Source organism: Jannaschia halovivens (assembly GCF_046452375.1).
GTDB classification, from domain to species: domain Bacteria; phylum Pseudomonadota; class Alphaproteobacteria; order Rhodobacterales; family Rhodobacteraceae; genus Jannaschia; species Jannaschia halovivens.
The window spans coordinates 330,959-350,019 of the sequence record NZ_JBKFDJ010000001.1 but is presented as its reverse complement, the minus strand read 5'-3'; the positions used below and the strand labels follow the sequence as shown (position 1 = coordinate 350,019).

Annotated in this window: 18 protein-coding genes and 1 tRNA gene; 5 read left to right on the top strand and 14 right to left on the bottom strand. The window is 64.1% G+C overall.

Going from position 1 to position 19,061, the window contains the following annotated elements; genetic code table 11:
* Nucleotides 1-6: 6 nt before the first annotated feature.
* From ACK8OR_RS01820 to ACK8OR_RS01800, 5 genes are all read right to left on the bottom strand, one after another.
* Nucleotides 7-3,084: a DUF927 domain-containing protein gene (locus ACK8OR_RS01820; protein WP_410187765.1), complete on the bottom strand. Its 3,078-nt coding sequence runs from the start codon at nucleotides 3,082-3,084 to the stop codon at nucleotides 7-9.
* 109 nt (nucleotides 3,085-3,193) lie between these two features.
* A complete protein-coding gene (locus ACK8OR_RS01815) occupies nucleotides 3,194-3,598 on the bottom strand; it encodes a hypothetical protein (protein ID WP_410187764.1) in 405 nt (134 codons plus the stop codon).
* 321 nt (nucleotides 3,599-3,919) lie between these two features.
* A complete protein-coding gene (locus ACK8OR_RS01810) occupies nucleotides 3,920-4,264 on the bottom strand; it encodes a hypothetical protein (protein ID WP_410187763.1) in 345 nt (114 codons plus the stop codon).
* 139 nt (nucleotides 4,265-4,403) lie between these two features.
* A complete protein-coding gene (locus ACK8OR_RS01805) occupies nucleotides 4,404-4,688 on the bottom strand; it encodes a hypothetical protein (RefSeq protein WP_410187762.1) in 285 nt (94 codons plus the stop codon).
* The gene (locus tag ACK8OR_RS01800; RefSeq protein WP_410187761.1) at nucleotides 4,685-4,918 is read right to left on the bottom strand and encodes a hypothetical protein; all 234 of its coding nucleotides are present in this window, start codon (nucleotides 4,916-4,918) and stop codon (nucleotides 4,685-4,687) included. Before ACK8OR_RS01800 ends, ACK8OR_RS01805 begins: the two co-directional genes overlap by 4 nt.
* A 298-nt stretch (nucleotides 4,919-5,216) precedes the next feature.
* Between ACK8OR_RS01800 and ACK8OR_RS01795 the strand changes: the two genes are divergently transcribed.
* Nucleotides 5,217-8,240 carry a phage tail length tape measure family protein gene (locus ACK8OR_RS01795; protein ID WP_410187760.1) on the top strand — a complete coding sequence of 1,008 codons (3,024 nt, stop codon included), beginning with the start codon at nucleotides 5,217-5,219 and terminating at the stop codon, nucleotides 8,238-8,240.
* A 33-nt stretch (nucleotides 8,241-8,273) separates the two neighbouring features.
* On the opposite strand, the gene ACK8OR_RS01790 is transcribed toward ACK8OR_RS01795, so the two are convergent.
* The 4 genes from ACK8OR_RS01790 to ACK8OR_RS01775 form a co-directional block, all read right to left on the bottom strand.
* A complete protein-coding gene (locus tag ACK8OR_RS01790) occupies nucleotides 8,274-8,729 on the bottom strand; it encodes a hypothetical protein (protein ID WP_410187759.1) in 456 nt (151 codons plus the stop codon).
* A complete protein-coding gene (locus tag ACK8OR_RS01785) occupies nucleotides 8,719-9,234 on the bottom strand; it encodes a hypothetical protein (RefSeq protein WP_410187758.1) in 516 nt (171 codons plus the stop codon). Before ACK8OR_RS01785 ends, ACK8OR_RS01790 begins: the two co-directional genes overlap by 11 nt.
* A 528-nt stretch (nucleotides 9,235-9,762) precedes the next feature.
* A complete protein-coding gene (locus ACK8OR_RS01780; RefSeq protein ID WP_410187757.1) occupies nucleotides 9,763-11,286 on the bottom strand; it encodes a DUF6538 domain-containing protein in 1,524 nt (507 codons plus the stop codon).
* 115 nt (nucleotides 11,287-11,401) lie between these two features.
* Nucleotides 11,402-11,488: transfer RNA gene (locus ACK8OR_RS01775), tRNA-Leu, on the bottom strand.
* 110 nt (nucleotides 11,489-11,598) lie between these two features.
* Between ACK8OR_RS01775 and lipB the strand changes: the two genes are divergently transcribed.
* The 4 genes from lipB (at nucleotide 11,599) to ACK8OR_RS01755 (ending at nucleotide 15,511) form a co-directional block, all read left to right on the top strand.
* Nucleotides 11,599-12,270, top strand: coding sequence for a lipoyl(octanoyl) transferase LipB (lipB, locus tag ACK8OR_RS01770; RefSeq protein WP_410189851.1), 672 nt, complete (start codon nucleotides 11,599-11,601; stop codon nucleotides 12,268-12,270).
* A gap of 90 nt (nucleotides 12,271-12,360) precedes the next feature.
* Nucleotides 12,361-13,029 carry a hypothetical protein gene (locus tag ACK8OR_RS01765; protein WP_410187756.1) on the top strand — a complete coding sequence of 223 codons (669 nt, stop codon included), beginning with the start codon at nucleotides 12,361-12,363 and terminating at the stop codon, nucleotides 13,027-13,029.
* Nucleotides 13,030-13,325: 296 nt separating this feature from the next.
* On the top strand, nucleotides 13,326-14,999 hold the full coding sequence (gene ctaD, locus ACK8OR_RS01760) for a cytochrome c oxidase subunit I (RefSeq protein ID WP_410187755.1): 1,674 nt from the start codon (nucleotides 13,326-13,328) through the stop codon (nucleotides 14,997-14,999).
* Nucleotides 14,999-15,511, top strand: coding sequence for a DUF2244 domain-containing protein (locus tag ACK8OR_RS01755; RefSeq protein ID WP_410187754.1), 513 nt, complete (start codon nucleotides 14,999-15,001; stop codon nucleotides 15,509-15,511). The genes ctaD and ACK8OR_RS01755 overlap by 1 nt, the downstream gene beginning before the upstream one ends.
* Here ACK8OR_RS01755 and modC read toward each other — a convergent pair.
* The 5 genes from modC to ACK8OR_RS01730 are packed head-to-tail and all read right to left on the bottom strand — an operon-like array spanning nucleotide 15,508 to nucleotide 19,003.
* Nucleotides 15,508-16,542 carry a molybdenum ABC transporter ATP-binding protein gene (modC, locus tag ACK8OR_RS01750; RefSeq protein ID WP_410187753.1) on the bottom strand — a complete coding sequence of 345 codons (1,035 nt, stop codon included), beginning with the start codon at nucleotides 16,540-16,542 and terminating at the stop codon, nucleotides 15,508-15,510. The genes ACK8OR_RS01755 and modC overlap by 4 nt on opposite strands.
* The gene (gene modB, locus ACK8OR_RS01745) at nucleotides 16,539-17,231 is read right to left on the bottom strand and encodes a molybdate ABC transporter permease subunit (RefSeq protein ID WP_410187752.1); all 693 of its coding nucleotides are present in this window, start codon (nucleotides 17,229-17,231) and stop codon (nucleotides 16,539-16,541) included. The genes modC and modB overlap by 4 nt, the downstream gene beginning before the upstream one ends.
* A complete protein-coding gene (gene modA, locus ACK8OR_RS01740) occupies nucleotides 17,228-17,989 on the bottom strand; it encodes a molybdate ABC transporter substrate-binding protein (RefSeq protein ID WP_410187751.1) in 762 nt (253 codons plus the stop codon). The genes modB and modA overlap by 4 nt, the downstream gene beginning before the upstream one ends.
* Nucleotides 17,964-18,596: an SDR family NAD(P)-dependent oxidoreductase gene (locus ACK8OR_RS01735; RefSeq protein WP_410187750.1), complete on the bottom strand. Its 633-nt coding sequence runs from the start codon at nucleotides 18,594-18,596 to the stop codon at nucleotides 17,964-17,966. Before ACK8OR_RS01735 ends, modA begins: the two co-directional genes overlap by 26 nt.
* Nucleotides 18,596-19,003 carry a DUF1178 family protein gene (locus ACK8OR_RS01730; RefSeq protein WP_410187749.1) on the bottom strand — a complete coding sequence of 136 codons (408 nt, stop codon included), beginning with the start codon at nucleotides 19,001-19,003 and terminating at the stop codon, nucleotides 18,596-18,598. Before ACK8OR_RS01730 ends, ACK8OR_RS01735 begins: the two co-directional genes overlap by 1 nt.
* Nucleotides 19,004-19,061: the final 58 nt, after the last annotated feature.

Genomic DNA, 19,061 nt, shown 5'->3' with positions numbered 1-19,061 from the left:
ACATCCTTAGCCCAACTTCGCTCGGTCAATCTGGATATGCTTCAACTTCCGTTCCTGTCCTTCGACCTTCACCGTTGACGGCAACTTATAGTGGAACCGGTTCCGCCCATGTGTCCTTAGCATCCCCCGACTGCTCAGCGCGTCTATGAGTTCGCTCTGCGATCCGCTGAGGCCGAGAACTTGAATGTCCTCGGTCGCGGTAGCGTCCAGTATGATGACGTCCGCGTCATACCAGCCCACTACATTGGAGTGCCCCGGATCGTCGGCCTCATTCGCAGCGATGATTCTTCGGTTCTGGTTCAACGCGAAGAAAGATCGCAGCCCCTCGATAAGGCGGTCTCCGCCGTTCGTGGCCTGACCTTCGGCGGAGTCCTTGAATGCCGCAAAGGCCGTGGCGACTGCGCGCGCGACCGTTTCGCGGTTCGGCAGGATGTCGGCGTCAGCCGCCAATTCTCCTCCGACCCGCACGAGCGCGAACGCCCGCGCCGCGCGAAAGAGCTGCGTCGAGGCATCGTCTCCCGCAATCTCGCGCTGGGCGGACGCCACCAGTGCTGCCAACTCGCTTTGTCGGTTCGGCCAGTCTTCGGAGATGAGCCAGCTCACGAACGCCGGGCCAGCATGGCCGAAATTGGCTTTGAAGTCGTCCAGCCGCCCAATCGTGCCGCCGTCCACTTCTACGCCGCCGGTCACGTCCACGTCGGGAAAGCGCACCGCGATCCCCGTCTTGAAATCGCCGACCCGTCCGGCTCGATCAATGGTCGTCTTGAGTCCCCGCTCATTACTAAAAAGCGTGAACGCGGCATACTCAGCACCGACTGCCAAGCCCGCCCCCCGGCCCTTCTTGCGCGCCTTTCCCGCCGAGCCGGACAGGGAAAACAGCATGGCCGACAGGTCCTTCGCATTCGCCATGTTCGAGAGGTCGTCAAGGCAGAGGACGGTTTCCGAACCAATGGACGCGAGGTCTTCGACAGCGTTTGTCGTCGAGTTCATCGGGAAGAAAACGCCCTGTTGATCCTTGACCGCACCCCATACGGACGCCGCCGCCCGCAAGCCAATCGTTTTGCCAGACGAAGATTTGCCGCTGAGGTTCACACCGCACGACGGGTCCGAGAGTAGGCCCATAATCGGCCCCGCGAACCCCGCACAGAGGGCAAAGGACCAATGAAAGTTCGTTTCGACGTTGTCGAACGCAGTCGCCGCACTCTCCCGCCAAACCTCGAACGTGCCGCCGGGCCCACGGTCTCTCATGGTTGCATTCTCCGACAGCCTCACTTCGCTGCCCTTCCCCGCATTCACATAGTGACCAGACGGAAGAAGGAAGCCTTCAACGGATGCGGCGCGATCCCGCACCCATCCCGGTCTCCGAAAAACGAATATCTGCCGATTGGTTGTTGCCCGCGCCAGAAGGTTAAGAAGGTCATCGGGGCCAGTCCGCCGGTCATGGATAATCATCCCACGCGCCGCCAAGTCGGAGATGACGCCGCGCCCGTCGTTGAAGATCGAGGCACGGTCGATGACGACTTCGACTGTCTCGGCGTTTTCGTTGACGAAGGAGATGAGCCTGCCCGCGTCGTCGTTACCAGTGGCGTTCGAAGTCCGCCCAACGAGATCGAAGGCCGCGCAGACGGGGCGCTTTTCGTCGCCGCTCTTCTGCCAGAAAGAGCCGTTGCGGTAGATGAAGCCCTTAGGAAGCCAAGCGTAAGCGCGTGACGGTTCTTCGCCCGCAACGCCTGCTTCGCCGCTAGCGGCGTCATCTATCAGTTCATCGTCCGACAGGGGCAGAAGAAACGGGCCGTCTTCCTCAAGGTCCGATTCCTCAAGCCACCCTTCCGCGATCATCCTGGCCAAGAACGCGAGACGGTCCCGCCCCTGACAGGAGTCGTGCCCGCATCCAGCCCGAAAGCCCGTCTCCCCGTCCGCGTTCTCCACATAGAACGCGGTGTCATTGGGATCGCCGGGGTTGCTGTGCTCGTGGTCATACGGGCATTCGAGTTCGATTTTGTCGGCGCTGACGCGCCTACGCGCCCGTTCCTCAAGCGCATCCGCGATCAGGAACCGTCGTGCATTCTCCGCAACCCACGCCTTCCACTCGGACCCATCCTCGGACAGCGCGTCGAACCCGCCGCCAGACTTCCGCCCGCTCTGCCGACTGCGTCGCTCGGCCAGATAATCCCGCTTCGAGACAGCCGGAATGTCGTCATAGTCCAACGGCTTACCCCGCACGAGAATAGACAGCGGCTCTTCGCCCTCGGGATGGCGGGCAAGGTAGAAGGCCCGCGATGGGTCCGTGCAGGACGTGTCCGGCGGGATGCCGACAACTTCAATGGCCAGCCCCATGACCTTGTCCGCGAAGAGTTCCTTCGCCTCGCGATGGGTCGGGGCCGTGTCAGTGATGGTGACGGCCCGCGTCAGCGGGAATATGAACCTCGCCTTTCGCAAAGGGGGCACGCGCACGATCAGCATGAGGCCCCCGCTTTCGTGAACCTCGCCTTCCACTTCGGCAGCGTCGCACACCTCGTCACGATACTTGCCCAGCCCCCGCAGATACCCGCGCACGTCTTCATCGGTAGGGGCCTGAGTAAGCCCCTGCGTATTCATCACGGCGTCGCGCTTGAGCTTGATCGTGGTCGTGCCATCGTTGAACGTGGACTGGATCAGACACGCGATCCCAGCGGCTTCCAGCCGCGCCGCCGTGGCTTCGATAGGCGGGCCGTCGTCTTGATCCAAACCCAACGCGGCCACGCTGACGACGGCGTCGGCACGCCGGTCCTTACCCACAAGCGCCCCGAAGACGATACACGGTCCCTCTTTCTTGGCCGCTTCGACGTGACGCGTCAGCCCTGCCCCGTTCCGCGTGACGGGCGCGTCGAGCCAATCGCCGAAGGACTCGCTGACTGTCGTGAACGGCTTGCGGATATCGGCCCCTACGCTGAACGTGATGGGGCGGGACAGGAGGCTGCACCACTCGGGACAGTCCTCACCCCAAAGCTCTGTATCGTTCCAGAGTTCAGGGGGAGCTTCCTCGGCCATCGCTTCGTCTTCGGCCATCGCTTCGGCCTCGGCCACCGCTTCGGACTCGCCCATCTTCGCCACATCATGTCGCATACATTCATGCCCCTAATCCGCACGCTGGGGGACCTAATCACTCCCCTTGAAGCGCGCAACCCCTTGATTTTTATTGCTCTTTTTCTCTTCAAGAGAATTGCCGCTTGGCGCGAGAGGGCCAGAGGTCGACTTCAGTCGCCGTCCCCCTGTCGAAGCTGACGAAAGCCGACCCATCGACGGACCGTCGAAGCCCTAGCCCATACCCAACGGCGTCCAAAAAAGTAGAGTCGGCGCGGTCTGCGTAATCCGCGAGATCGTCGCAGTAGAGGATGGGCACCCGGTCGCCTGTGATTTGGGCATCAATGATATCGGAGAGTATTTGGACGTGGTCGCGAATCCGGCCCATCATGCTCGCGTGGAAGGCAACGCCAATCGCGAACCCCAGCCGCTTGGCGTCTTCGGAGGTTTCGGGGCATTCACAATTAAGGGTGTCGATCAATGCTTTCGCTATAGACACTTTTTCGTCCGGCCGAAGGTGAATCGTCATGGTCATTCCGTTTCTTATTATCGTTGGATGATTTAATTCCGCTACATTTCTCGCAGATGCCTCGTTCCGAGGCCTCAATGAATCTTCGGGCTATCTCAAGAATGTTCTTGTCGCTCCGAGCCGTTTTAACCGGGGTTGCGACCAGCGCCGACAGATCAATCCCTTTACTGAGCTGAGTCACCGTCGAACTAAGGGCGTCCGCTTCTTCCACTACTCGGGCGACAGCAACTTTCGTCGGCTCGATTTTGACCTGCTCAGTGGCCAGACGAAGCGCCGCCACACTTCTTCTAGCAATCTCAATAAGGGATCGTTGATTTCTAGTTAGTTTCAACATTCGCAATACCCGATCAGTCTCATTGGGTGGGCCGGGCCGTCTGTCGAGTCGTCATCATGCTGGCCGATACCCATTCGCCCGATATGAATTGTGAGACGCGCCCGAATTTTTGTTAGATCGGACTCCGAGGCGGCGGCGGCTGACGCCGCAGCGTGCGCCAATTCCAGCGAGTCAGTCACTTCGTCCATCAATTTCGCAATCGCAGGGCCATCAAGATCGGGCAACTCAATCTGCCCCTGAATCTCCCGCCGCAGATACTCGATTCTTGCTGCAACGCCCGCTTCCCGATCCAAATGGTGTGCCGAGGATTTTACGGTGGTAGCTTTTGCCCCTTCCATGGCGATGAACCTCCTGTAGCAGGCAGACGGCCCAGCACCCTGCGCGCGTGCTTGCGCGTATTTTTCCCGCGCAACGTCTGGATGGGGATCGGACCCGTCATAGCCCTCTGGGACGTTGCGCGTCCGGACTCTGCCAACCCTAGACATCGCTCCACTCCGCTGGAATCACATCGGGAATCGAAATGCGGCCTTCGAGATGATCCTGCCAAGCCGGAAGCATCGTCAACGCCGTGACCGCGTCATCCGCGACATGCGGCGCGCAACCCCAAGTGTCTCTGAGAAAACGGCGCAGGGCCTCTTTGGCCTGCGCCTCGTGGGCGTCGGGGTCGTCGCAGTTATCATCATCGTGAGCTACTTCGAACTCGAATTCGTCTGCGTCGTCCGCATCCAAACCGATTTCTGTGTCTAGATTGTAGAACTTCATTTAATGCCCCCCCCGCTGGCGTGGGCACGAAGAGTCTCTTTCTGCCGCTGCGTCAGCTTGCCGACGACGATTGCGTCGAGCCATTCGATCAGCATATTGATTTCGTAATCGAAGCCCGCACCGTTTGCGCGTGCGACCTTCTTCCCAAGTTGCCAGTCTCGCCGCAACGCATCGAGTGTCTTCACGTTAATGCCCAAAACCTCAGCGACAACAGATTGCTGAACCCACATGGCCAGTCCTTATAAGTATATGATGATTTCGTGGGGCGGATTGCCTCCGCTGGCCACGAATTAGCCTATATCATTGTCTGGCCGAAAAGTCCAGTTTTGTGCAAAACGGCTCATGGAATGCCCAAACACGCCCCGCGTCGCCTGACCCTTTTCGCAGGGAGTAGTGACTTTTCTATAAAACCGTGATAAAGAGGAGTCATTCCCCAAGCCCAAGCCGATTGCTCCTAGTCGGCTTGTCAGGGGGGCGCGTTTTCGTAGCCATGTCGCGCCCCCCGAAATATTCAGATAGAGATTTTAAGTGTCCAACAAGCGATATTCGCTCGAACTAAATATTGATGCGGCGGCGGCTAAGCGAGGCAGCGACCAGTTCCGCGCCGCAATTGAAGCCGTCAAGAGATCGGTCACCGGACTCGAAAGAGATACAGAAGGCCTTTTCGCCAAGCTATCGAAGTCGAAGATCAATATCGACTCCCGGTCCATCAAAGATGCGTCCACGTCATTCAAGGCAGCCAAGAACGCGGCACTGGCCTCTGGCGATGCCATCCGAAGGACCGCGATCCAGCAAGCGACGGCGTTGCGCGTCTCGACAACTGAGACGCAGCGATTGGCGGAAAGGTTGGATCGGCTCGGGGACATGGGGTCCGTCGCGAAGCTGAATGCGGAGTTGGCACGCCTCAAAACCAACCTTGCCGCCGCGCAGTCACCGCTAGACGTGCGAGAGGCGCGGGCGTCATTCCTCACGGGTCGCGATGACCTAAAGCGCCGGGCCGTAGACCTTGAGGCGATGGCGCGGGCGGAGACGGTCGCAGCGGCGGCTACGGCGAGCCGAGCAACCGAGATCGAGCGTCTACGCGCCGCATATAATCCCCTCTACGCCACGAGTCAGCGATACGAGACGGCTCTGAACGAGATCGCGCAAGCCGAGCGGCTGGGGGCGATCAGCGCCAAGCAAGCCGGGGCCGCACGTGCCGAAGCCGCAGCGCAGTTGGCGGGGGCGTCAGCCCAGATGAAACGATACGGGAACGCCACGCGCGTTGCCGGGCACCAATCCCAGAATGCGGCTTATCAGATTCAGGACGTCTTCGTTACGGCGGAAATGGGCATGTCCCCGATGCGGATCGCGCTCCAACAGGGGTCCCAGTTGTCTATGGTCATAAATGACATGGCGCGGGAATCTGGCGGAGCGCGAGGCGCGCTCACCGGGCTAGTTTCTGGCATCGGTTCCATGATTAACCCGATGTCGCTTGCCACCATCGGCGTCATTGCGGGTGCCGCCGCCCTCATTCAGTGGGGTATGGGCGCGCTAAATGCCGAGGACTCGGCGGCTTCCCTAGAGGATCGCCTCGATAACCTGAGAGTGCTAATGGAAGGGGTGAGCGCATCACAGGATATTCTTGCCCTTTCCACGCTTGAACTCGTCAACAAATACGGGGACGCGGCTGGCGCGGTTCGTGAATTCGCGATTCTACAGGCGCAGTTGCGCGTGGCCGAAGTGAATAACGCCCTGCGCGAGCAATCTTCGATCATGCGCGATGCGGCGGCGGGCTACCACACGGCGGCTTCCGGGGGGCACGATCTCCGGAACACCCTCCAAAGGCTCAGCTCTGACTTCGGCGTAACCGCCGCAGACGCCAGACAGCTAAACGACATCATCGGACGCCTCGCAAATAGCAACACGATGGACGCGCAAGCCGCTGCGGTCTCCGATCTGAATCGGTTCCTCCTAGACGCTGGCGTCGCGGCGTCAAACCTGCCCCCGGAGTTCAGCGCGAGCCTAATCGAGACAATCGACCTTCATAACGAAGTCCGCGCCGCCGAGGCAGCGGCCAATGATCTTGCGAATACCGTGGCCGACGTCGCGCCTAGCCTCAGCCCTGCCGTGGACGTTGCCGCGAACTTGACGTCTGAATTGCAGGCGGCGATGAATCTAATGTCTCGGATTAATCAACAGGAGTCCCAAGTCTATTCGGGACGCGGCGGGGACCCTAGAGATTTCGAGAATGGCCCTCAATACAATCGAGAACTGGGCTATACCCCGGTTCAAGACATGATCGACGCCCATAATGAGCGGGCAGCAGCCCGAACGCGGAAGGGATCGCGCGGCGGTGGCGGTGGCAGATCGCGGCGCGCTGCGATCTCCGAAGAAGCCAAAGCAATCGAGCGCCTGAATGGGCAGATTCAGGATCGGCTCGAAAACCTAAGGCATGAAGAGGCCGCGCACCGGCTTGTCGCAGCGGGGCAATTCGAGTCGCTGAGAGCGGCAGAGCTATACGCGCAAAAGGCGTCCCAGAATGGCGGTCTCGTGGACGCCGAGACTGCCGCGATCCTGCGCCAGATTGATGCACTAGAAGTCCAATCCGAGGCGCGCCGGGGCAATAGCAATGGCCTAAGGGACGGCATCGAAGGCGCGGCGCGGGACGGGATCGCAGCGGCCTTGAATGGCGACCCGGAGGCCTTCGCGAATTTCGCGAACAATATCCGTAGCGCGGTAACGAATGCCCTCGCAGACCGCATTGTCGAGGGTCTGGGCATCGGTGATGCTCTGGACTCGATGCTCGGCGGCTTCGGCGGAGGGTCGGAGGCAGCGGCGTTGACGAATGGCGTCGTAACCGGGGGCCAACAGGCGGGGGCTACGATTGCTTCCCAGATGGTATCGGCGGCGCAACAGGCTGCGAATGTGCTGGCTGGCGGCGTCAGCCGTGGCGGTTCGCTGGGGGCCTCACAGATGCAGACAGCAACGGCTGCGGGCGGGGCGCGTATGTCCACCATGGTTACTGTCGCGTCCACTAGAGGCGCGTCTCAAATGCAGACGGGCATTGTGCAGGGGTCGAGCCAAGGTGCCCAGATGATGGCGAGGGCAACGGCTGGCGGGGGCGGTCTCGGCGGTTTTCTTGGGGGCGGAAACTGGCTCACGCTCGGACTCATGGCCGGTTCGATGCTCTTTGCGGGGAGTGGTTCGGACGCAGCTCCCGCGCCGGTCGCGTATCGCGAGCCTGCACCTAAGGTCTCAGAATTCCACGGTATCCCGGAGTTCGCGCGCGGAACCGCGAACACGTCGGGGATGCCTGCGATCCTGCACGCCAATGAGGCCGTTATTCCGCTTGATGGGAACCGCAAGGTTCCCGTCAGCCTCGCGGGCGGCGGCGGCGGCGACATGGTCGTCAACAATCATGTCGCGGTGACAGTCGAAGGGAATGGCGGCGACGATGAAGCGCAAGGGGCGCAGATCGCGGAAGTCATCACAAACCAGATCAACGGCATGATTGAACAAAAGATGGTCGAGCACATGCGGTATGGCGGTCTCATGAATACGCGTGGTTGAAGAAGAGGCCCCCGGACATGCCGGGGGCCTCAGTCATTTCACGATGCCCAACCGTCTAGCGGCGGCAATGCGGGCGGCGGGATTGGACAGGTTCAACACCATTTGAAGCCGCGCGGCTTCATCATCGGCGGATTCTTCCTGCGGAATCGCTCGTATATCGTTTTCGCGCGCGAACGTCATCCGGTCCGCCGGGGACATCCGGGCGAGTCTATCGTGGGCGTCGCGTTCGCCCCGTTGCAATGCGTCAACGTGATCCGCCTTTTCTTTTGCCGCGATCATGGCAGGCAGATTCCTCAATTCTCGCTCAAAGTGTTCGCCGCCGATTTCGGTTCCATCTAGGACAGCAAGTCGCACGCTCGGCATGACCGATACGTCACTCTTCGACAGCGAAACTCCCGCATTCTTCGCGATTTCAATGACGGTATTGCAGGCGATGTCATATCGCGCTTGTAGCTTCTCGTCTTCACAAATCAGATTTTCAAAAGACATACTCTGCCTCCAATTGTGTAGGTGAATTTTCAATGGCGAACCGCTTTGCAAAGTCCCCGATCTCGGCTGGGAGCGGTCTATCGCCGACGATTACCGGGCGCAAAATTTCATCGTCCAGAATAACGATCTGGCGGAGGTATTCGATTGGCTTCAAGAGGACCGTTGACTTGCATTCGCCGGTCAGGGATTGGACGAAAATGCGCCGAGCCTTCTCAGCCCGCATACGCATTGCAGCTCCACCGATATCCGTAATCCATTCGTCCAGCCTAGTCGCGCAATCGCGGGCGTCTTCGGGAAACCCTGTCTCGACGCGTGCGGCATCGAAGAGCGCGGGAAGTGAGCCTATATAGCGGGGAAGAATCGCGGGGATCGCACGGGTAAGCTCAAATCGCAACTCGCCCGTAGGCGAGCGTGAAGGTAGCCGCTTAACAGCGGTGAGGTGACGATAAGCGGAATAACGACTCAGCCCTAGAAGACTGAAATCGCGCACGGTAATTGATTGCATGATATCGGTTCACTGATTTTGGGGGGTGTTTGGCCAAAAAGCCTTGAATTCTTACTAACACAAAATGGGCGAAAAGTAAATGAACGCCGCCAAAACGGTTCATTCGGAGATTGAATTATCCGCTGACGCGGACAGGCCCCAATCGGCTCAATCGACGCCTGACACCGGCGAGAATGCGGTTTGAACGTGCCATGTCAGAACGCCCTCGCCTCTGCGCCCGCACGCCCTGCACCGGAAGTGATGGCGCTCTAGATCGAGCAAGCTGACCGAAGCCGGAAACCGCGCATAAAGATGATGCGGGGCTACGGAGTAGGACTTGCCGCAGGCTTGGCACATGACATGGACGACATGAAAGCCCGCGAGGGTGCCAACCCTCACGTCCCACTTGAAGCCTTTGAATGTAGCGAGCTTGTAGGGCATCGCTGAGAACATACGAAGAACACCGGGACAGGCAAACGATTCTGAGCCGGGACTTCGTTGACGCCGCGTTCGGGTGGGGGTCCGCGTCAGCGGCCCCTGCCCCTGTCATCATGCCAGCGGATCGACCTTCGCCAGACTGCCCGCGAGGGCTTTCATGGACGCGCCTTGCCCGTAGCCGCCTTCGACGGCGTCGGGGTTGGCCCGCCCCGTGAGATAGCGGCGATGACTGTCCGGAATGCCTGCGCTGTCGGCGGCGTCCTGTAGCCGGTGACGGAAGCTGTGGAACACAAGTGCGGGGTCGTCCAAGCCGATCCGGTCCATCATCGCCGCGAACCGCTTGGCATAAGCGCCGCTGACGCGGCCCCGGCTGTCCGGCTCAAGGGGAACGAGTTTCTTGCGATAGCGATGCCAATAGACGAAGAGGAATCCGTCATGCCCTGCGCGGCTCTCGACAAGGCGGCGCAGATCGGCGGCAATCGCGGGATGGACCGGGACCCAGCGGACGGACGACTTCGTCTTCGCCTTCTGCCCCTCGCCTTCGTCAGTGATTTTCATGGCCCATACGCCATCGCGCTCGGCGAAGTCTTCGACGCGCAGTTGCGACGCCTCCTGAATCCGCAGCCCGTGGTATGCCCCCAAATGCGGCCCCCAATGGTCCAGCGTCTCGGGACCGAACTGCGGCTCGTTGGACCCGCGAACATGGTCCAGAACCTTCGCGACCTCGGGGCCGGTGAAGGGGCGGCGCGGCGAGGCAACCGAGTGCTTCCGCTTCGGGGCCTTGAGCCTGAGCGAGGCCCACGGGTTGTCTGTGACGAACCCCCGGCCCGCGCCATGCGCCATCAACCCCTTGAGGCTGTCGAAAATCTTGCGCTGCGTCGCATAGCTGATCGTCGGAGCATTTCGCCGAGCTGCGTCGTCCACAAGTTGCGGAAAGGTCATCTTGCGCTGGGCTTCCCGGCTCTGGACCTTCGGCAACCCGGCGCAGGCGTCAACGAACTCGCGAAGGTGGCGGGCCTCAAGGTTTTCGAGCGCCACTTCACCATGAAATTCCGTGAACCGCCGCACGATGGTTCGCAGGCCGTCCGCCGTCTGGGGATCGACGCTGGCGGCGTGGTCCTCTGCAAGGTCGCGGAGGCTATGCACCGTCTCAAGGCCGACATCCTGTCCAAGCGCGCGAAGCGTCTTCCCGACGGCGTTGCGCTGGGCTTGCAAGGTGTCGGCGGCGGCGCGGTGTTCTGCCGCCTCAATCTGAATCTCTTCGTCGTCGCGTTCTTCGTCGTCAGGTTGTGAAGACGGACGGGCGGCTTCGATGAAGGGCTTCGCGGCCTCGGACTCGGCGAAGCGGCGCAATAGACCCTCTAGGCCCCCGGCCTTTCGGTAGAGGGCGAGCTGATCGGGGGCGAGTGCCGCCGTCAGGCGGTCAAGTTCGGTCGATTGCTCGGCGGCCTCGCGCTCAAGGTCCATCGTGGCCCGGATGATGCCGACCTTTGTCTTTGCAGTGGCTGCATCCGCCGTCTTGAGGGACGTGCGATAGATGTCCTTCCCGCCGTAGCGAGCGCGCAGACAGGCCGGGATTTTCAGGTTCGCATGGTAGCGCCCGGCGCGAATGATCGTGCCTTCAACCTTCTTCATTGCAGACCCCTAGAATCAAAAACGTCACACCATGTCTGTGTGACATAAGGTGTGACGTTTTGCTAGGTCGGGTGCTCGGAAACCCTTGCAACCCTTAGTTTTAGGCCCAAAAGCGTGGTGCGGTCGAGAAGACTCGAACTTCCACGGGTGTTACCCCACAGCGACCTCAACGCTGCGCGTCTACCAATTCCGCCACGACCGCGTGACGCCCTTGGGCCGTGGCGGGGGATTAGCGAAGCCGCAGGAGGAAGGAAAGTGGAAATCTCGCCCCCCTTCCCCCGACGGCCCGCGCCGCCTAGACCGCACCCGATGCTGCCAGAATGGATCACCTCTCCGGCCCCCGTGCCCTACGAAACCGCGCTGGCCGCGATGGAGGCGCGCGTCGCGGGCATCCGGGACGGGACGGCGGCCGAGGCCCTGTGGCTGCTGGAGCATCCGCCGCTCTACACGGCCGGGACCAGCGCGCGGAGCGAGGATCTCGTCGATCCCGACCGCTTTCCTGTCCACGACGCGCGGCGCGGCGGGCAATACACCTATCACGGGCCGGGGCAGCGGGTCGTCTACACGATGCTCGACGTGGGCGCGCGCGGGCGGGACGTCAGGGCTTTCGTGGCCGCGCTTGAGGCTTGGGTGATCGACACGCTGGCCGAATTCGGCATCCGGGGCGAGATCCGCGCCGGCCGGGTCGGCGTCTGGGTCGCGCGGCCCGACAAGCCGCCCTTGCCCGACGGCACCCCGCGCGAGGACAAGATCGCGGCCATCGGCATCCGCCTGCGCAAATGGGTCAGCTTTCATGGGCTCTCGATCAACGTGGAGCCCGATCTCGGCCATTTCGACGGGATCGTCCCCTGCGGCATCACCGGCCACGGGGTGACGTCGCTGGTCGATCTCGGGCTGCCGGTAGCAATGGGCGACCTCGACGATGCGCTCCGGCGCACGATGCCGGCGGCGCTGGCGCGGATGGGCGGCGGCGCGCTGCCTTAGGAACGTCACGATTCCTGCGAAGCTTCGCCCCGGTCGGATGGCAGAGAATTGGTTAACGCCCTGCCACCTGACCCGAATCGGACGATCCCCATGTCTGCCACGCCTCTTGCCATCCGCCGTTTCCTGCGCCGCGAAGACGGCACCGTCACCGTCGAATGGGTGCTCCTGACTGCACTCGGCGCGGCCCTCGCCATCGCGTCCAGCGGCCTCGTCAACGGCGGCACGCAGGTCTTCGCCTCGACCGTGTCCGAAGCCGTGACCGGCGAAAGCGACGAGGATTATCTCACGGTCGACATCAACAACGGCTCCTTCGAGACCGTCCTCGGCCTTCAGACCGCGAGCTGGGGCTTCGATGCAGAGTCGATCGAGGGCTGGACCGAAGCGAATGGCCTCAACTTCGAGATCAAGTGGGACGGCTACCGCGGCGCGGACGTGCAGGACGGAAGCTGGTTCCTCGACATGGGCGAATCGCCCGGCAACCTCCAGATCACCCAGACCTTCGACAACGCCGAGGCCGACGAGCCCTACCGCATCGCCTTCTCGGCCACGGATATTATCGGCAACAACGCCGTCGAGGTCTATTGGGGCGGCGAGTTTGTCGGCGTGGCCGCACCGGGCGAGAACGTCTGGCAGACCTATGAATTCGACGTCACCGGCGGCACCGGCGACGGCACCAACACGCTCGAGCTGCGCGAGACCGGCGCCATCGACAATGTCGGCACCTATATTGACTCCGTGGGCTTCTATAAGACCCGCTGACCGCACCGAAATTCCAAGACGACCCCGCTCCGCCGACCGCTCCCCCCACGGTCGGCGGAGCTTTTTCCTCCGAACCCGCGAGCCCGGTCATCGGCGTGCCCCGACGAGACGGGCCCCGCCATGCGGCAGCCATCTCCACGACCATGCGATGCGCGCCGGCCCCAGCGACAGGACGCCGCCCCCCGCGACCCAATGTGCCGTTGCCCTGCGAAGGCAGGCCCTCTAGAACGCAACCCGAACGACCGGCGCCGGGCGCCGTTCGGGGATTCGACAGACCAGACCACAGGAGCATCCGCATGGCTGACGCCGCCATCTCGGGCCACGACAATCACGAGAAGCCCGGCTTCTTCACGCGCTGGTTCATGTCCACGAACCACAAGGACATCGGGATCCTGTATCTCTTCGTGTCGGGCCTCGCCGGGTTCATCTCGGTCGCCTTCACGGTCTACATGCGCATGGAGCTCATGGATCCGGGCGTGCAGTACATGTGCATGGAAGGCGCGCGCCTAACGGCCGCCGCCGCCGGGGACTGCACTCCGAACGGCCACCTCTGGAACGTCCTCATCACCGGCCACGGCATCCTGATGATGTTCTTCGTGGTGATCCCCGCGCTCTTCGGGGGGTTCGGCAACTACTTCATGCCGCTCCATATCGGCGCGCCGGACATGGCGTTCCCGCGTCTCAACAACCTCAGCTTCTGGCTCTTCGTGGCGGGCACGTCGCTCGCGGTGCTGTCGGTCCTCGTGCCGGGCGGCAACGGCCAGTCGGGTTCGGGCATCGGCTGGGTGCTCTACCCGCCGCTCTCGACGACCGAAGCGGGCATGTCCACGGACATCGCGATCTTCGCGGTCCACGTATCGGGCGCATCCTCGATCCTGGGCGCGATCAACATCATCACCACGTTCCTCAACATGCGCGCTCCGGGCATGACGCTCCACAAGGTGCCTCTCTTCGCGTGGTCGATCTTCGTGACCGCGTGGCTGATCCTGCTGGCGCTGCCGGTTCTGGCCGGTGCCATCACCATGCTGCTGACGGACCGCAACTTCGGGACGACCTTCTTCGACCCGGCGGGTGGCGGCGACCCCGTGCTCTACCAGCACATCCTGTGGTTCTTCGGTCACCCCGAGGTCTACATCGTTGTCCTGCCGGCCTTCGGCATCGTCAGCCACATCGTCAGCACCTTCTCGAAGAAGCCGATCTTCGGCTACCTGCCCATGGTCTACGCCATGATCGCCATCGGCGGCCTGGGCTTCGTCGTCTGGGCGCACCACATGTACACGGTGGGCATGTCGCTGACGCAGCAGGCCTATTTCATGGTGGCCACGATGATCATCGCGGTGCCCACGGGCGTGAAGATCTTCTCGTGGATCGCGACGATGTGGGGCGGCTCGATCAGCTTCAAGACGCCCATGCTCTTCGCGATCGGGTTCATCTTCCTCTTCACCGTGGGCGGCGTGACCGGCATCGTCCTGTCCCAGGCGGGCATCGACCGAGCCTATCACGACACCTACTACGTCGTGGCGCATTTCCACTACGTGATGAGCCTCGGGGCCGTGTTCGGCATCTTCGCGGGGATCTATTACTGGATCGGCAAGATGTCGGGCCGGCAGTATCCGGAATGGGCAGGCAAGCTGCATTTCTGGACGTTCTTCATCGGCGCGAACCTGACGTTCTTCCCGCAGCACTTCCTCGGCCGTCAGGGCATGCCCCGCCGCTATATCGACTATCCGGACGCCTTCGCGCTCTGGAACGCGGTGTCGAGCTGGGGCGCGTTCCTGTCCTTCGCCTCGTTCCTCTTCTTCATCGGCGTGGTGTTCTACACGATCATGGCCGGCCGGAAGGTGACCGAGAACGCCTATTGGGGCGAGCATGCGGACACGCTGGAATGGACGCTGCCCAATCCGCCGCCGGAGCACACCTTCGAGGAGCTTCCGACGCGCGAGATGTGGGACCGCCAGCCGCATCACTGATGCCGATCCACGTCATCTATGACAGCGCCGAGGCCCCGGATCACTCCGGGGCCTCCGTGCTTGAGCTGGAACTCTGGCCGCACCAGTCGATGACGGGCACCGGGTTCGCCTGGATGATCGGCGCGACCTTCGCGATGCTCTGCATCCCGATGGTGGGCCTGATCGGGACGGCCGTGCTCTGGGGTGTCCTGCCCTTCTGTCTCGGGGCGCTGGCGCTTCTGTGGTTCGGTCTGCAACGTTCGTGGCGCGATCGCGACATCCTCGAACACCTCGTCCTGACGCCCGAGGCCGCGCGGCTGGAGCGCCGCGACCCCGATGGCACCACGCGAGACTGGCAGGCCAATCCCTACTGGGTCCGGGTCGAGCGGCACGAGAAGGTCGGCCCGGTCGAGGACTACCTCACGCTTGAGGGCGGGCCCCGCGCGGTCGAGATCGGCGCCTTCCTGACCCCCGCCGAGCGTCGGGGGCTGGAACGGCGCATCCTGCGCGCCCTGGGTCGCGTGACCGGCTAGCCCGAGCCGACGCCGCTGGCCTTCACGATCGCCCAGATATCGCGACCGGGTGCCAGATCGAGATCGGCCACCGCTTCCGGCGTCACTTGCGCCAGGAGCCGTCCCTCTCCGACCGACAGCCCGAGGAGGATCGCGTCGCCCAGCGGCCCGATCGATTCCACGCGCCCGGCCATGACGTTCCGCGCGGACAGGCCCGTTGGCTCGGTGGTCGCGACCGTCACGTCCTCGGCCCGGATGCGGAATCGCAGGCGGTCGCCCGGCAGATCGGCCGCGATGCGCAGGGCGCCGATCGAGGTCTCGACCGTCGCCAGCCCCCCGCCCCTCACGGTGACGCGCCCGTCGAGCAACGTTCCGATCTGGCCCGGACCCAGCGCGGCGGCGGCGCCCGGATCGGCCAGCACCTCGGCCAGCGGCCCGGCCCGGACGACCCGCCCGCCGTCGAGCAACACGAGCGTGTCGGCCAGCCGCACGACCTCGTCCATCGCGTGACTGATATAGAGGATCGGCGTGCCCCGACCGCGCACCCGCTCGAGATAAGGCAGGATCGCCGCGCGCCGGGCGGCGTCAAGCGCGGCCAGCGGTTCGTCCAGGATCAGGAGATCCGGGTCGCGCAGCAGTGCCCGGCCGATCGCGACCCGCGCCGCCTCGCCCCCCGAGAGACCAGCAGGCCGACGGTCCAGGAGGTCGGCGATATCGAGCATCGCCGCGATCTCCGCCGGGTCCGTGCCTGGCGGCGCACCGTAGAGCAGGTTGGTGCGCACGCTCAGATGGGGAAAGAGACGCGGCTCCTGGAAGACGTAGCCGATGCGTCGCGCCTGGGGCGGCAGGTTGGTTCCCGCGTCGAGCAGCACCCGGTCCCCGACCTCGATCCGCCCCGCCTCGGTCGGCAACAGCCCCGCCACCGCGCGGGCGAGCGTCGTCTTGCCCGCGCCCGACGGGCCGAACAGCGCCGTCACGCCACCCGGCGCGTCGAACGTCGCGTCGAGGGCGAAGGCCGCCACCCGGTGGCGAATGGCGACCGAGAGCGTCATCGACCCGCGATCCGGGCCGCGACGCGCGGGGCCAGCCAGTTCGAGACGAGGACCGCAGCGACCGCGACGCCCACCGCGATCAGGACCAGCCCGCGCAGCCCCGCATCGCCATCGGGCACTTGCAGGAACGCGTAGATCGCCGCCGGCAGCGTTCGCGTCTCGCCGGGGATGGAGGCGACGAAGGTGATCGTCGCCCCGAACTCCCCGAAGGCCTTGGCGAAGCCGAGCGTGGCCCCCGCTAGAAGGCCCGGCGCGGCCAGCGGCAGGGTGACCGTCCACCAGATCCGCCAGCGCGAGGCCCCGAGGGTCGCCGCCGCCTCTTCGAGCGCGGGATCGACCGCCTCGATCGCCAGCCGGATGGCGCGGACGATCAGCGGGAAGGCCATGATCCCTGCGGCCAGCGCGGCCCCCGTCCAGCGAAAGGCGATCCCGAGGCCCAGCGGCTCGAGCAGACTGCCGATGGGCCCGGCGCGCGAGAAGAGGAGGAGAAGCGCGTAGCCCGTGACGACCGGCGGCAGGACCAGCGGCAGATGAACCACCGCATCCAGCAGCCCCCGTCCCCGGAAGCGCCCCCGCGCCAGAAGATGGGCCACCCAGATCGCCGGCGGCAGCGCGGTGAGCGTCGCCACCAGCGACACGCGGAGAGAGAGCGCCAGCGCCTCCCACGCCTCGGGCGGCAGATCGATCACGCGATGGGCGCGGGCGCGAAGCCCTTGGCCGCGAAAATGTCCGAGGCCGCGGCGATATGCGCGCGGAGCGCCGCCGCACCGGGCCCTGCGCCGACCGGGATCGCCGCCGGGTAGGTGATCGGTGCATGCGAGGCGCGCGGAAAGGTCGCGAGCGTCGCGACCGCGCTGCCCTCTGCATCCGATCCATAGACCACGCCCATCGCCAGATCGCCCCGCACGACATGGGCGAGCGCAGCGCGCACGTTCTCGGTCAGCACGGCGCGCGGGCGGATCGCGTCCCAGAGGCCAAGTGTTTCGAGCGCCTGCTGCCCGTAGCGCCCGGCGGGCACCGACATCGGGTCGCCGATCGCGAAGCGCCCGTCGCCCAGGCGGTCGAGCACCTCGGCCCGGTCCAGTGTGAGCGGCGCCGATCCCGGCGGCCCGGCGAGGATCAGGCGGTTGCCCGCGAGCGGGACCGGCGGCCCGGCGAGCACGCCCTGCCCTGCCAACCAGTCCATCCAGTCGACCGCCGCCAGGATCACGAGGTCCACCGGCGCGCCCGCCGCCACCTGCCGCGCGGCCGCGCCCGACCCGAGATAGCTGACCCGCACCGGACCGTCCCAGCGGTCGAGCACCGCGTCGAGCGCGGGCTTCAGGCTGGCAGCCGCCAGGATCACGAGCCCCGCCTCAGCGTGCACAAGACGCGGCGCGGCCAGAACGGCCGCCGCCCCGAGGAGCGAACGGCGCGTGGGCCTAGAACGCAAGCGCGGTGCCGTCATGCGAGAGGAACGCTCCGCTGTCGTCGAGGGTCAGGGCTTCGATGCGGTCCCAGAGGCCGCGCGCGGAAGTCGCGACATCGATATCCGCGTTCTCCCCCCCCATCTCGGTGCGAACCCAGCCGGGGTGGTAGATGCCGACGGCGATACCCTTCGGGGCCAGCGCCACCGCGAGGCTGCGGCCGAGATTGCTCGCCGCCGCCTTCGAGGCGCGATAGGCGAAGGCGTTCCCCCCAGCACGCGCGCTCGACCCCATCTGCGAGGCGATGATGGCGATCCGTCCCCCTTCGGAGAGGTTGGCCAGTTGCGCCTGCACGGTCAGGAACACGCCCGTCACATTGGCCTGTAAGGTCGCGTTCAGCGTCGCAGCGTTCAGCGTCATGAGATCGCGGTTCTTGTCGAGATAGACGCCCGCGTTGCAGATTACCGCATCGAGCGGTCCCGTGGCCGAAGCGCAGGCGGTCTGGAGGCAGGTATCGGTCACATCGAGCCGCATCAGCCCGTCCGCACCGGCGCGCGACGTGCCGACCATCGCATGACCGCGCGCGGCCCCTTCGGTCATCAGCGCAGCACCAATGCCACGGTTCGCCCCGGTCACGAGGGCACGCATCAGTTGGCCTTCGACTTGGGGCGGAACGGCAGCGGTGCGACCGCGATCCCGTCATCGATCAGGGCCTTCGCCTCGGCGAGATTGGCCTCGCCGTAGATCGGGGTCTCGGGCGTCTCGGAGGCGTGGATGCGCCGGGCCTCTTCGGCGAAGCGCGGGCCAACATAGCTCGCCTCCGCCTCGACCTTAGCACGAAGCTCGGCGATCTTGGTCTCGATCGGCGTGGTCGGCGTCGACAGGCGGTTGCCCCTGGCGGCGACCTTGGGGGCCATCAGGGCTTTCGTCACCTCGGTAGATCCGCAGCCACAGCTCACCATGCTCTTCGCCGCCAGCGCGTCATAGGCGTCGGCGGAGGCGAACCAGCTCTCGAAGTCGTGGCCGGCGGCACAGCGGAGGGCGTAGCGGATCATGGGCGGTGGATATCCTTCGTCTGGCCCTGCAATCTAGGGGTTTCCCGTCCCTGCGCAA